We start from the raw sequence: 12,847 nt of genomic DNA, 5'->3' as shown, positions 1-12,847 counted from the left end.
GCCCCGTGGGCCGCCCTGTGCCGGTGTAGTTTCCGACCGTGAGGGCCGGGCCTCCCGGCGTCGTCGGCGAGAGGGGCGGGCATGGACGCCACGCGCGTGCACGAGACCGCGTTCGTCGGGCCGGGGGTGGCGCTGGGGGCCGGCGTCGTCGTCGGGCCGTTCGCCGTGCTGCTCGGGCCGGCGACCGTCGGTGACCACGTCTGGGTCGGCCCCGGCGTCCACCTCGGCGGGGCGCCGGAGATGTCGAGCGAGCGACGCAACCGCGCGTGGGACGGCGACCTCGACCACCACGCGGTCGTGGTCGGCGAGCACACCGTGCTGCGCGACGGCGTCGTCGTGCACCACGGCAGCTGGCGCCCCACGACGATCGGGAGCCACTGCCAGCTCTTCAGCCGCGCGTACGTCGCGCACGACGTCGTCGTCGGTGACCGCGTCACCCTCTCGGCCGGCGTCAGCATCGGGGGGCACGCCACAGTCCGCGACGGGGCCAACCTCGGCCTCAACGTCAGCGTGCACCAGCGCCGCAGCGTCGGTGCCCTCGCGATGGTCGGCATGGGCACCCCCGTGACCCGTGACGTCCCGCCCTTCGTGCAGGCCTACGGCTCGCCCGTGCGGGTGCACGCCCTCAACGCGGTCGGCCTGCGGCGGGCAGGGGTCGACGACGACGACCTGGGGCGGCTCGCCGGGCTGCTGCGCGCCGACGGCGTCGCAGGAATCGCAGGCGTCGCCGGAGTTGAGTCGGGTCCGGGCGGGACGGGGTGGCACGACCAGACCATCCGCCGTGAGCTGCACTGGTGGCACACGCTTCCCGACCGGATGCCGGCCCGCCTCGCGGGTGCGCCGGCGGTCGTCCCGTCGTGAGCCACGACGACCGGCCGCTGCTGCTCGTCGCCGCCGGCGGGCTGGCCCGCGAGACGGCCGCGGCGGCCCGCGCCGCGGGTCGGCGGGTGCTCGGCTGCCTCGACGACGACGCGACCCGGTGGGGCACCGACGCAGCCCCCGGCCTCCCGGTGCTCGGCGCGCTCGAGGAGGCCACCCGGCATCCGGACGCGGCGCTTGTCGTCTGCGCCGGCAAGGGCGCGGTGCGCGCCCGCCTCGTCGACCGGCTGGCGGGGTTCGGCCTCGGCGCCGACCGCTACGCCGCCGTGGTGCACCCCGCGGCCGCGCTCGCGCCGGACACCGTGCTCGGCGAGGGCAGCGTGCTGCTCGCAGGGGTGGTGGCCACCGCCCAGGTCGCGGTCGGCGCCCACGTCGTCTGCATGCCGCGCGTCGTGCTCACCCACGACGACCGGCTGGGCGACCACGCCACGTTGTGCGCGGGCGTCGTGCTGGGCGGCGAGGTGGTGGTGGGCCGGGGCGCCTACCTCGGCATGGCGGCGTCGGTGCGCGAGCGCACGGTCGTGGGGGAGTGGGCCGTCGTCGGGATGGGGGCCGTCGTGCTCGCCGACGTGCCGCCCGGTGAGACGTGGGTCGGCGTGCCCGCCCGGGCGCTCCGGGGCGCCACCGGGCACCCGTAGCGTGGCCCGAGGCGATTTCCCGGCACCTCACCGGCTCGGCTAGACTCTCGGGGTTGCCTCGGCGAGGGACGACGCGTGGCCGCTCCGGCGGCCACCTGGTCCGTGATCGACGCGGTGGTCCCTGACCTGACGGTCGGGCCCGCCTCTGCGTGCGGACCCCGCCCCTCGGCCCCGCTCCGCGCGACGTCCCGCGTCGAGGCCGCCCCGAGAACCACCACGAACCTCAGGAGACCGTCGTGTCCGACACCACCAGGCTGACCGCCGAGAAGCGCACCTCGTTCGGCAAGGGCGCCGCCCGCCAGATCCGCCGCGAGAACAAGATCCCCGCCGTGATGTACGGCCACGGCACCGAGCCGGTGCACATCACCCTGCCCGGCCACGACACGATGATGGCCCTCAAGCAGGCCAACGCCCTGCTGACGATCGTCATCGACGGCAAGGAGCAGCTCGCCCTGGCCAAGGACGTGCAGCGCGACGCCATCAAGCCCGTCATCGACCACATCGACCTCGTCGTCGTGCGCCGCGGCGAGAAGGTCACCGTCGACGTCTCCGTGCACCTCGAGGGCGAGGCCGCCCCGGAGACCGTCGTCACGCTCGACAACAACACGCTGCAGCTCGAGGCGCTCGCCACGAACATCCCCGAGAGCGTCGTCGTCTCGGTCGAGGGCCTCGAGGCCGGCACGCAGATCCTCGCCGGCGCGATCGAGCTGCCCGAGGGTGCCACGCTCGTCACCGACGAGGAGGCGCTCGTCGTCAATGTCACGCAGGCCATCTCCGCCGAGGAGCTCGAGGCCGAGCTGGCCGAGGCCGAGGCCGAGGCCGGCATCGAGCGCGACGAGAGCGACGAGGAGGCCGCCGAGGGCGAGTCCACCGAGTCCGCCGAGGGCGAGGGCGACAAGCCCGAGGGCTCCGACGAGAGCTGAGCCCACCGGCATCCGCGCCGTCATGTGTGACGGTCCGGATCGCCATTGGTAGCAACAGAATCGAGAACACGAACCATGAGCACCTGGTTGGTCGTCGGTCTGGGTAACCCCGGGCCGCAGTACGCCGGGAACCGTCACAACGTCGGTGCCATGGTCGTGGACGAGCTGGCCGCCCGCGACGCCTCCGGTGTCGCGGGCGGCCGCGCGTCGTTCAAGACCCACCGCGCCCGCGCGCGCGTCGCCGAGATCCGTCTCGGCACCCGCCCCGGTGGCGCCCCCGGCCCCCGCACCGTCCTCGCTGTGCCGGGCACGTACATGAACGAGTCGGGTGGCCCCGTGGCCGGCCTGCTCAAGTACTACGACGTCCCCCTCGAACGCCTCGTCGTCGTGCACGACGAGCTCGACATCGACGCCGGTGCCATCCGCCTCAAGCGCGGCGGCGGCGAGGGCGGGCACAACGGCCTGCGCTCCATCACGAAGTCGGTGGGCAGCAAGGACTACCTGCGCGTGCGGGTCGGCATCGGCCGCCCGCCCGGGCGTCAGGACCCCGCCGACTTCGTGCTCAAGGACTTCGCAAAGGTCGAGCGCGACGGCCTGCCCTTCCTGCTCGACGACGCGGCGGATGCCGTGGAGGCCCTCCTCGAGGTCGGCCTCGAGCCCGCGCAGCAGCGCTTCCACGCCCCGCGCTGAGCGCGACCACCCGTCCACGGACAATTCTGCAGTTCCGCCACGCAAGCGTCCCGTATCGGGTTCCATGTGCTGTGGAAGCCGGCGCCACCGACTGGGGCGGGACGCCGCCCGGGGATGCAAGGGTGTGGACACATGTCTTTTCGCGTTGCCGTCGTCGGGGCCGGGTACTGGGGCCCCAACCTCGTGAGGAACTTCAGGGCGAGCCCGGAGTGGGAGCTGGTCGCGGTCTGCGACCTCGACGCAGACCGGGCCCGGGTCGTCGCGGGAGACCCGCGGGTCGACGTCGAGACTGACGTCGGGCGCCTGCTCGCGCGTGACGACGTCGATGCCGTCGCCATCGCCACGCCGGCGAACAGCCACCGGCGCCTGGCGCTCGCGGCGCTCGAGTCGGGCCGCCACGTGCTCGTCGAGAAGCCGCTGGCCACCTCCAGCGCCGAGGGCCTCGAGATGGTCGAGGCGGCGCGTGACCGGGGCCTCGTGCTCATGTGCGACCACACCTACTGCTACACGCCGGTCGTGCAGCGGATCCGCGACATCGTCGCCTCGGGCGAGCTCGGCGACGTGCTCTTCGTCGACTCCGTCCGCATCAACCTCGGCCTCGTGCAGCCCGACGTCGACGTGCTGTGGGACCTCGCCCCCCACGACCTGTCGATCCTCGACTTCATCCTGCCCGGCGGGCTCGTCCCGCAGGGGGTCGCGGCTCACGGGGCCGACCCGATCGGCGCGGGACGGGCATGTGTCGGGTACCTGACGATGCCGCTCGCCGGTGGCGCGATGGCGCACGTCCACGTCAACTGGCTCAGCCCGACGAAGATCCGCCACATGGTCGTCGGCGGCAGCCGCCGCACCCTCGTGTGGGACGACCTCAACCCGCAACAGCGCCTCAGCGTCTACGACCGGGGCGTCGACCTCGACACCGCGTCGCGCTCCGACGACCTGTCCGACCGTCGGGCCGCCGGCATCTCCTACCGGCTCGGCGACATGTACGCGCCGTCGCTGCCCGAGGTCGAGGCCCTCGGGTCGATGGTGCGCGAGTTCGCCTCTGCCATCAAAGAACAGCGCCCGTCGGTGACCGACGGCTCCGGCGGCCTGCGGGTGCTGCGCGTGCTCGAGGCGTCGACGACGAGCCTCGGCGACGGGGGCCGGATGGTCGAGGTCGTCACCGACCAGGCGCCCGACCCGGCGAACGACAGGACATCCGAGCGGCAGTCCGGCCGGACGGCTCGGCAAAACGGCCCCCAGCAGACCCACCAGCCCACCGACCAACAGCAGGAGGTGCTCGTATGAGCCGACTCCGGGGAGCCCGCGTCCTCGTCACCGGCGGGGCCGGCACGATCGGGTCGACCATCGTCGACCAGCTGCTCGATGCGGGGGCCGCCCACGTCGACGTCCTCGACAACCTCGTCCGCGGGCGTCGTGACAACCTCGCCGCCGCCATGCAGCGCGGGGGAGTCGACCTCGTCGAGGGTGACCTGCGCGACCGCGACCTCGTGCACGACCTCACCCGCCGCAACGACGTCGTGTTCCACCAGGCGGCGATCCGCATCACCCAGTGCGCGGAGGAGCCCCGGCTCGCGCTCGAGGTGCTCGTCGACGGCACGTTCAACGTCATCGAGGCGGCCGCCCAGCACCGGGTCGACAAGCTCGTGCTCGCGTCGTCGGCCTCCGTCTACGGGCTGGCCGAGAGCTTCCCGACCGACGAGCGGCACCACCACCACAACAACGACACCTTCTACGGCGCCGCGAAGTCGTTCAACGAGGGCATGGCCCGCAGCTTCCGCGCCATGCAGGGCCTCGACTACGTCGCGCTGCGCTACTTCAACGTCTACGGGCCGCGCATGGACGTGCACGGGCTCTACACCGAGGTGCTCGTGCGGTGGATGGAGCGCATCGCCGACGGCCGCGCGCCGCTCATCTTCGGCGACGGCGCCCAGACGATGGACTTCGTGCACACCGCCGACATCGCCCGGGCCAACATCCTCGCCGCGACGTCCGACGTGCACGAGGGCGTCTTCAACATCGCGAGCAACGAGGAGACGTCGCTGCTCGGGCTCGCCCAGGCCCTGCTGCGGGCGATGGACTCCGACCTCGGCGTCGAGCACGGGCCCGAGCGCGCCGTCAACGGGGTGACCCGACGCCTCGCCGACGTCAGCGCCGCCCGGCGCGACCTCGGGTGGGCGGCGACGATCGGCCTCGAGGACGGGCTGCGCGAGCTCGTCGAGTGGTGGCGTCCGCAGCGTGAGGCCGTGGCCGCCGGGCGTGAGAGGGCGGCGGTGTGAGCGCCGTGGCGCTCGGGCCGTCGGCGACCGCGGCCACCCCGCCGGTGGGGCGGGTCAACGTCATGCAGCCGTGGATGGGGGCCGAGGAGGTGGCCGCCGTCACGGCCGTCATCGAGTCGGGCTGGGTCGCCCAGGGCCCCCGCGTCGCCGAGTTCGAGACCTGCTTCGCCGAGCGCATGCAGGCGGATCACGCCGTGGCCGTGTCGAACTGCACGACGGCGCTGCACCTCGCGCTCGTCGTGGCCGGGGTCGGCGCCGGTGACGACGTGGTCGTCCCGTCGTTCTCGTTCATCGCCACCGCCAACGCCGCCGTGTACGTCGGCGCCCGCCCGGTGTTCGCCGACGTCAGCCCCGTGACCGGCAACCTCACGCCCGAGACGGTGCGTGAAGCGCTCACCCCGCGCACCCGCGCCGTGGTCGTCGTCGACCAGGGAGGGGTGCCCGTCGACCTCGACGGCGTGCGCGCGGTGTGCGACCCGCTCGGGGTCACCGTGGTCGAGGACGCCGCGTGCGGTGCCGGGTCGACCTACCGTGGCCGACCCGTCGGGGCCGGCGCCGAGATCAGCGCGTGGTCCTTCCACCCGCGCAAGATCCTCACGACCGGTGAGGGCGGCATGCTGACGACGAGCCGGGCCGACTGGGCCGAGCGCGCCCGCCGCCTGCGGGAGCACTCGATGGACGTCAGCGCGGCCCAGCGCCACCAGAGCGTCCTCGCCCCGGCCGAGCGCTACACCGAGGTGGGCTTCAACTTCCGCATGACCGACCTGCAGGCCGCCGTCGGCCTCGTGCAGCTGGGTCGGCTCGACGAGGTGGTGGCCCGCCGCCGCGAGCTGGCGGCCCGCTACCGCGAGGCGCTGGGCGACGTCGCCGGGCTGCGCTGCGTCACCGACCCGCCGCACGGCACCTCGAACCACCAGTCCTTCTGGGTCGAGGTCGGGCCCGACTACCCCCTCGACCGCGACGGGCTGCTTGTGCGGCTGGCCGAGGCCCAGGTGTCGGCGAGGCGGGGCATCATGGCGGCCCACCGGCAGCCGGCCTACGAGGGGCACGAGCACGGCCCGCTGCCGGTCACCGAGCACCTCACCGACTCGACCCTGATCCTGCCGCTCTTCCACCAGATGACGGACGCGCAGCAGCACCAGGTGGTCGACGCCGTCCGCAGCGCCGCCCACGGCTGATGCGCGTCGTCGTCTACCCGCACGACCTGGGACTGGGCGGCAGCCAGCTCAACGCGGTCGAGCTGGCGGGGGCGGTGCGTGACCTCGGGCACGACGTCGTCGTGTACGGGCGACCCGGCGCCCTCGTGGGGCGGGTCGAGCAGCTGGGTCTCGAGTTCGTCCCGTCGCCGCCACCCGGACGGCGGCCCAGTGCCCGCGTCGTCACCGACCTGCGTCGCCTGGTCCGACGGCGCGGCGTCGACGTGGTGCACGGCTACGAGTGGCCACCGATCCTCGAGGCGAGGATGGCGGCGCTCGGAGCGGACGTCGCCGCCGTCGGCACCGTGATGTCCATGGCGGTGGCGCCCTTCATCCCGCGCCGGGTGCCGCTCGTCGTGGGGACCGCCCAGATCGGTGCCGCCGAGCGACAGCGGGGCAGGGCCCACGTCACCGTCATCGAGCCACCGATCGACCTGCAGGACAACAGGATCGACGCTCCCGAGCTCGCGGACGACGTCCCCGCGTTCGCCCGCCGGTACGGCGTAGACACCCGACGGCCCGTCGTCGTGGTCGTCACCCGTCTCGCCCGTGAGCTCAAGCTCGAGGGTCTGCTCACCGCCGTCAGGACGGTGCCCGACCTTCACGGGGCCCCGACCCTCGTCGTCGTCGGCGACGGCCCGGAGCGTCAGGCGGTGGCGGCTGCGGCGGACGACGCCAACCGCGCCGCGGGGCGGGAGGCGGTGGTGCTGACCGGCCCGCTCGACGATCCCCGCCCGGCCTACGCGGTCGCCGACGTCGTGCTCGGCATGGGCGGCTCCGTGCTGCGCGCCATGGCCTTCGGCAAGCCCGTCGTCGTGCAGGGGGAGGGGGGCTTCTGGAGCCGCCTGACACCGGACACCCTCCACCGGTTCCGGTGGGAGGGCTGGTACGGCGTCGGCCCCGACCCCGACCTGGGCTCCGACGCCCTGCGGGCGCAGCTACAGCCGCTGCTGCGCGACGAGCAGGCCCGGGTCGCCGCGGGGGAGTACGCCCGTGAGGTCGTGCAGGCGCACGGCCTGGTGGCGGCCGCCGAGCGTCAGGCGCAGGAGTACGAGCGGGCGGTGACGGCCCGCGCCGGGCGCAGGCTCGATCTCGTCGGTGACACCACGGGCGCCGCGCGACTCGTGACGCACGTCGCGGGGCGTCACGTTCAGCGCCTGAGGGGGCGGGCCAGCACCGACGACTTCAACGCGCGCCCGGTCGCGGCGGAGCCGCGCACACCGCAGGGCGCCGCTCGATGAGCCCGCAGCCCGGCACCGACGGCCGGCCCGGTCCCGTCGTCCTCTACCTCGCCGGCGTGTCCTGGGACGCCGTGCAGGGCACCGACCACCGCCTCGCCGAGCACCTCCGTCATCGTCTGACGGTCGTGTGGGTCGACCCGCCGACCCCGGTCACCGCACCCGTCCGTCAGCTGGGTCGCCGCCTGGCCCGTCGGGTCGCGCAGACCCGGTACCCGCAGGCCAGGCCGGGCGACCCTCCCGCCGTCGGCGTGACCCGACCCGGTCTGCACCGCCTCGACGACGGCCTCTGGAGGCTGCACACCGTCGTGCCCCCCGGCCCGACGCGCCCGGTGCTGAGCAGGCTGTCCGACCGGGTCTGGCACGACGCCGTCCGGCGCCTCGGCCGACGCTTTCCCGGCCGCCGGTTCGTGCTCTTCGCGAGCCGCCCCGACGTCGACTTCCGCCGGCTGCCGTTCGGCCGACGGGTCCTGCACGTCACCGACGACTTCGTCGCCGGGGCCGGCATCCTCGGTGTCGACCCCGACCGCACGGGCCGTGCCCTCGACGTCGCCCTCGGGCACGCCGACGAGGTGCTGGCCGTCACCCCCGAGCTGGCCACGACCCTCGCTGCCCGCCTCGCGCACCTGCACCGCCCCGACGTCGGCGTGCGGCTGCTGCCCAACGGCTGTGACCCCCGGCCCGCGACCGGGGCGACGCGGGCCGCGAGCGCCGCCGCCGGGCCCGTCGCCGGCGTGGTCGGCCAGCTGAACGACCGCCTCGACCTCGACCTGCTCGAGGCCGTCGCCGACGCCGGTCACCGCCTGTTGCTCGTCGGCCCCCGAGGTCGGCTGTCACCCGAGAAAGCCCGTCGTCTCGACGTGCTCGTCGCCCGCCCGACGGTGGAGTGGACAGGAGCCGTCGCGCACTCCGAGCTGCCCGGGCACCTCGCTCGCCTGCGGCTGGGTCTCACGCCCTACACACGCAGCGACTTCAACCGTGCCAGCGACCCGCTCAAGACGCTCGAGTACCTCGCCCACGGCCTGCCCGTCGTCAGCGCCGACCTGCCCGCGGCCCGACGCCTCGACCCGCGCGTCGTCGAGGTGGCCGCCGGCACGGCGCAGTTCGCAGCCGCGGTGTCCCGCCGGCTGGGTTCGCCACCGGACCCGGGCCTCGCGTCGGCCTGCCTCACCGAGGCGTCGCGTCACAGCTGGGCCGTGCGGGCCGACGAGCTCGCCGCCGTGCTGCTCTCCCAGACCCTCCCACCAGCCTCAGCCCCTCCCGCCGCCCCGGCGACCCCTGCCCAGGAGCGACCATGACCATTCCCCTCGTCGACCTCGTCTCGCAGATGCGTGAGATCGCCGACGACCTCGCGCCCGACCTCGAGCGCGTGCTGTCGACCGCGGCCTTCATCGGCGGGCCCGACGTGGCCCGGTTCGAGGAGGAGTACGCGCAGTTCGTCGGCGTGGAGCACTGCGTCTCGCTCGCCAACGGCACGGATGCCGTCGAGCTGGCTCTGCGCGCCGTCGACGTCGCGGCGGGAGAGGTGATCGTCCCCGCCAACACCTTCATCGCCACGGCGGAGGCGGTCGTCCGCGCGGGCGGTACGCCCGTCCTCGTCGACGTCGACGACGACACCTTCCTGATCGACCCCGAGCGGGTGGCGGCGGCGGTCGGCCCGCGCACGCGCGCCGTCGTCCCCGTCCACCTCTACGGCCAGCTCGCGCCGGTGGAGCAGGTGGTCGAGGCGCTCGACGGGACCACGGTGGCCGTCGTCGAGGACGGGGCGCAGTCGCAGGGTGCGTCGCGAGCCGGGCGTGCCTCCGGCGCCTGGGGCGCGGTGGGGGCCACGAGCTTCTACCCCGGCAAGAACCTCGGGGCGGCGGGTGACGCCGGCGCGGTGACGACCGACGACCCGGACCTCGCCCGGACGGTGCGCCTGCTCGGCGCTCATGGCAGCGAGCGCAAGTACGACCACGAGATCCTCGGGTTCAACTCACGGCTCGACACGGTGCAGGCCGTGGTGCTGCGGCACAAGCTGCGCCGGCTGGCGCAGTGGAACAAGGCCCGCCGGCGGGCGGCCGAGCGCTACCTCGACCTGCTCGCCGACGTCGAGCGGGTGCGGCTGCCGGTCGTCGCATCGGGCAACGAGCACGTGTGGCACCTCTTCGTCGTACGCGTCGACGACCGCGACGCCGTGCTGGCCCGGCTCCACGAGACGGGCGTCGGCGCGGGCGTCCACTACCCGGTCCCGGTGCACCTCACCGGGGCGTTCGCCTCGCTCGGCCACACCCGCGGGGACTTCCCGGTCGCCGAGGCGATGGCCTCCTCGGTGCTTTCCCTGCCCATCCATCCGCACCTCGACGACGCCGACCAGGACCGGGTCGTGCAGGCGCTGCGCGACGCGGTCGCGCGGTGACCCCACACGTCCGCCCCACGGCATCCTCGCCCGTGCCGACGCGCGCTGCGCCGGACGCGCCCTCGGGCGGTGAGACATGAGCCACGAGGTGACGCCCGTCGCGGCGACCGAGGAGTCGCTGCGGGCGAAGGTGGGCAGGGGTTTCGGCTGGAGTGTGCTCAACACCGTTCTCAGCCGGGCGGGTTCGCTCCTGTCGGGGGTGCTGCTGGCCCGCATCCTCGCCCCGGGCGACTACGGCGTCTTCGCCGTCGCCCTCGTGGTGCTGACGGCCCTGCTCAGCCTCAACGAGCTGGGGGTCAGCCTCGCCGTCGTGCGGTGGCCGGGCGACGTCGGGCGCATCGCCCCCACGGTCGCCACCTTGGCGGCCGTGACGAGCGGGCTGCTCTACGTCGTCGCGTTCGTGTCGGCGCCGTGGGTCGCCTCGGCGATGGACGCCCCGTCCGCGACACCGCTCATCCGGCTGATGAGCCTGTGCGTGCTCGTCGACGCCGTCTCCGCGGTCCCGGCCGCCCTCATCACACGGGAGTTCCGGCAGCGCCTGCGGGCCGGTATCGACCTCGCCGGCTTCGTCGGCGGCACCGCGCTCACCGTCGTGCTCGCCCTCTGCGGCTTCGGCGCCTGGAGCCTGATGTGGGGGTTCGTCGCCTCCAACGTCCTCGTCGGTGCGATGTGCATCGCCCGGGCCCCCGCCTGGTACGGCTTCGGCTTCGACCGGTCGCGCCTGCGCGAGCTGCTCGCCTTCGGGCTGCCGCTGGCCGGCTCGAGCGCCGTGCTCTACCTGCTCGTCAACCTCGACTACGTCGTCGTGGGCAGCGTGCTCGGGGTCACCGCCCTCGGCTTCTACCTGCTCGCCTTCAACGTCTGCTCGTGGCCGGTCAACCTCGTGTCGGGGACGATGCGGCGGGTGACGCTCGCGGGGTTCTCGCGGGCGGCGGAACGGCCCGAGGGGGCGGCGCCCGTGTTCACCCGCGCCGCGCGCCTCGTCGTGACGCTCACCCTGCCGATGTCCGTGCTGCTCGCGGTCTTCGCCGACCCGCTCGTGCGCACCGTCTACGGCGAGCGCTGGTCACCCTCGGCCGCCCCGCTCCGGCTGTTGGCCGTGCTCGCCGTGGCCCGTGTGCTCGTCGAGCTCGTCTACGACTTCCTCGTCGCCGTGGGGAGAAACTCGGCCAACCTCACCCTCCAGAGCGTGTGGCTCGTCGGGACGGCGGTCGCGCTGCCCGTCGGCGCGTGGGCGGCCGGCATCACCGGTGTGGCGGCCGGGCACGCCGTCGTCGCGGTCGCGGTCATGAGCCCGGCCCTGCTGCTCGTGCTGCGCCGCAGTGGAGTCGACCTCGCTGTCCTCGGGCGGGCGTGTGCCCGCCCGGCGGCCGGCGCGGTCGTCATGGCGGTGGTGGGGCTCGCCACCGCGCTGCTGCCCCTCCCCGCCTGGGGGGTGGTGCTCGTCGGGGGTGCGCTCTCGTCCCTCGCCTACGCCGCCGTCGTCCTGCCGGTGCTGCGGGAGGCGCGGCAGGTGCTGCGCCCGACCGCCGCGGCCTGAGAGGGGCTCAGCCCAGCGGCGGTGTCCCGGTCGCCGTGCCGGCGTCGCCGGTCGCGGGGGTGACGACGGCGACCACCCCGAGGTGGTCCGCCCCCGCCACCGCGACCCTGTGCACGTCGTGGGCGCGCAGACCCGCGGAGACGAGCACGTGGTCGATCTGCACGAGCGGGGGGACCGGCAGCCCGAGACGGCGTACGGCGCCGGGCGCTGGAAACGTCGGTTGCCACCCGGCATCCGCCTGCTCGACGGCGTCGCGGTAGCCGAGCGACAGCACCTGCTGCAGGGCGACGTGGTCGGCGGTCGCGTTGAGGTCACCCGCGACGACGCGGGGCCGGTCGGGTCGCACCCGCCCCGACTCGCGCAGCCGGCCGAGGATCTCGCCGTAGTCGTGGCGCCACGCCCCGCCCTGGTAGGGCGGGGTCGGGTGCAGGGCCACGAGGTCGACGGCCCCCATCATGGGGGTCTCGACCGTCAGCTCGCGGGAGTCGCCGCCGCCGGAGATGAGCCGGTCGGCGCCGAGGCGGTATCGGCTCAGCACGAGCGAGCCGCCGTCCGCGCCGACGGTGAAGGGGAGCCGGGCGGTCAGGCCCGAGGCGATCACGGCCGACCGGCCGTCGGGAGTGAGGTCGACGAGCACGAGGACGTCGACGGCGTTCGCGCGCACGACGTCGACGAGTGACGCCGCGCTGCCGTACTCGAGGTTCTGCGTCATGACGACGAGCCGGTCGCTCTTCCCGGCCTGCCCGGTCGGGCCGGTCGGCGGGTCTCCGGAGAAGAACGGGGCCAGCCACACGGCGTGGGTCACGAGCGCGAGAACGCTTGTCGCAGCGACGAACCCGAGTATGAGACGCCACCACTGGCGTGCGCAGGCGGTGGCTAGCAGCGCGACGACGACGAGCAGCCCGGATGCCGGCAACCCCCAGGGTGTGAGGGCGGCCAGCTCGACTTCGCGCCCGGTCCACGGCTCACGGAGCCGGGCGAGCGTCAGCGCGGCCACGACCGGCACGAGCAGCAGCGTCGCCGTCGCCGCGAGCGCGCCGACGGCCCGGCGCCCGCCGGCCCCCAC

At 74.4% G+C, this 12,847-nt stretch carries 12 protein-coding genes; 11 read left to right on the top strand and 1 reads right to left on the bottom strand.

Features of this window, described 5'->3' with window-relative positions; genetic code table 11:
* The first annotated feature begins 81 nt into the window (after positions 1–81).
* The 11 genes from DFJ68_RS09750 to DFJ68_RS09700 all read left to right on the top strand — a co-directional run bounded on the left by DFJ68_RS09750 (position 82) and on the right by DFJ68_RS09700 (position 11,781).
* On the top strand, positions 82–861 hold the full coding sequence (locus tag DFJ68_RS09750) for an acyl-ACP--UDP-N-acetylglucosamine O-acyltransferase family protein (protein WP_121032772.1): 780 nt from the start codon (positions 82–84) through the stop codon (positions 859–861).
* Positions 858–1,517 (top strand): NeuD/PglB/VioB family sugar acetyltransferase, encoded by a 660-nt coding sequence (locus tag DFJ68_RS09745; protein WP_211333324.1) that lies wholly within the window; start codon positions 858–860, stop codon positions 1,515–1,517. Before DFJ68_RS09750 ends, DFJ68_RS09745 begins: the two co-directional genes overlap by 4 nt.
* 236 nt (positions 1,518–1,753) lie before the next feature.
* Positions 1,754–2,440 carry a 50S ribosomal protein L25/general stress protein Ctc gene (locus DFJ68_RS09740; protein WP_121035260.1) on the top strand — a complete coding sequence of 229 codons (687 nt, stop codon included), beginning with the start codon at positions 1,754–1,756 and terminating at the stop codon, positions 2,438–2,440.
* 75 nt (positions 2,441–2,515) lie between these two features.
* Positions 2,516–3,130 carry an aminoacyl-tRNA hydrolase gene (gene pth, locus DFJ68_RS09735; RefSeq protein WP_121032769.1) on the top strand — a complete coding sequence of 205 codons (615 nt, stop codon included), beginning with the start codon at positions 2,516–2,518 and terminating at the stop codon, positions 3,128–3,130.
* A 132-nt stretch (positions 3,131–3,262) separates the two neighbouring features.
* Positions 3,263–4,417, top strand: a complete 1,155-nt coding sequence (locus DFJ68_RS09730; protein WP_121032767.1) for a Gfo/Idh/MocA family protein — start codon at positions 3,263–3,265, stop codon at positions 4,415–4,417.
* A complete protein-coding gene (locus DFJ68_RS09725) occupies positions 4,414–5,409 on the top strand; it encodes an NAD-dependent epimerase/dehydratase family protein (RefSeq protein WP_121032765.1) in 996 nt (331 codons plus the stop codon). The genes DFJ68_RS09730 and DFJ68_RS09725 overlap by 4 nt, the downstream gene beginning before the upstream one ends.
* Before the next feature lie 62 nt (positions 5,410–5,471).
* Positions 5,472–6,587 (top strand): DegT/DnrJ/EryC1/StrS family aminotransferase, encoded by a 1,116-nt coding sequence (locus tag DFJ68_RS09720; RefSeq protein WP_121035259.1) that lies wholly within the window; start codon positions 5,472–5,474, stop codon positions 6,585–6,587.
* Complete coding sequence (locus DFJ68_RS09715) at positions 6,587–7,846, top strand: glycosyltransferase (protein ID WP_121032763.1); 1,260 nt, start codon at positions 6,587–6,589, stop codon at positions 7,844–7,846. The genes DFJ68_RS09720 and DFJ68_RS09715 overlap by 1 nt, the downstream gene beginning before the upstream one ends.
* Positions 7,843–9,141, top strand: a complete 1,299-nt coding sequence (locus tag DFJ68_RS09710; RefSeq protein ID WP_121032761.1) for a glycosyltransferase — start codon at positions 7,843–7,845, stop codon at positions 9,139–9,141. The genes DFJ68_RS09715 and DFJ68_RS09710 overlap by 4 nt, the downstream gene beginning before the upstream one ends.
* Positions 9,138–10,241 carry a DegT/DnrJ/EryC1/StrS family aminotransferase gene (locus DFJ68_RS09705; protein WP_121032758.1) on the top strand — a complete coding sequence of 368 codons (1,104 nt, stop codon included), beginning with the start codon at positions 9,138–9,140 and terminating at the stop codon, positions 10,239–10,241. Before DFJ68_RS09710 ends, DFJ68_RS09705 begins: the two co-directional genes overlap by 4 nt.
* A 76-nt stretch (positions 10,242–10,317) precedes the next feature.
* Positions 10,318–11,781, top strand: coding sequence for a lipopolysaccharide biosynthesis protein (locus DFJ68_RS09700; protein ID WP_121032756.1), 1,464 nt, complete (start codon positions 10,318–10,320; stop codon positions 11,779–11,781).
* 7 nt (positions 11,782–11,788) lie between these two features.
* Here DFJ68_RS09700 and DFJ68_RS09695 read toward each other — a convergent pair whose 3' ends face one another.
* Positions 11,789–12,847, bottom strand: a complete 1,059-nt coding sequence (locus tag DFJ68_RS09695) for an endonuclease/exonuclease/phosphatase family protein (protein ID WP_121032754.1) — start codon at positions 12,845–12,847, stop codon at positions 11,789–11,791.

The sequence above is a fragment of the Terracoccus luteus genome, from assembly GCF_003635045.1.
Classification (GTDB): Bacteria; Actinomycetota; Actinomycetes; order Actinomycetales; family Dermatophilaceae; genus Terracoccus; species Terracoccus luteus.
The sequence above is the reverse complement of the archived record's forward strand: the minus strand, read 5'-3'. Positions and strand labels throughout refer to the sequence as shown.

Coding starts and splice junctions, on each gene's coding strand:
- DFJ68_RS09710 (WP_121032761.1), top strand. CDS start 7,843: ATGAGCCCGCAGCCCGGCACCGACGGCCGGCCCGGTCCCGTCGTCCTC.
- pth (WP_121032769.1), top strand. CDS start 2,516: ATGAGCACCTGGTTGGTCGTCGGTCTGGGTAACCCCGGGCCGCAGTAC.
- DFJ68_RS09715 (WP_121032763.1), top strand. CDS start 6,587: ATGCGCGTCGTCGTCTACCCGCACGACCTGGGACTGGGCGGCAGCCAG.
- DFJ68_RS09720 (WP_121035259.1), top strand. CDS start 5,472: ATGCAGCCGTGGATGGGGGCCGAGGAGGTGGCCGCCGTCACGGCCGTC.
- DFJ68_RS09725 (WP_121032765.1), top strand. CDS start 4,414: ATGAGCCGACTCCGGGGAGCCCGCGTCCTCGTCACCGGCGGGGCCGGC.
- DFJ68_RS09705 (WP_121032758.1), top strand. CDS start 9,138: ATGACCATTCCCCTCGTCGACCTCGTCTCGCAGATGCGTGAGATCGCC.
- DFJ68_RS09750 (WP_121032772.1), top strand. CDS start 82: ATGGACGCCACGCGCGTGCACGAGACCGCGTTCGTCGGGCCGGGGGTG.
- DFJ68_RS09730 (WP_121032767.1), top strand. CDS start 3,263: ATGTCTTTTCGCGTTGCCGTCGTCGGGGCCGGGTACTGGGGCCCCAAC.
- DFJ68_RS09700 (WP_121032756.1), top strand. CDS start 10,318: ATGAGCCACGAGGTGACGCCCGTCGCGGCGACCGAGGAGTCGCTGCGG.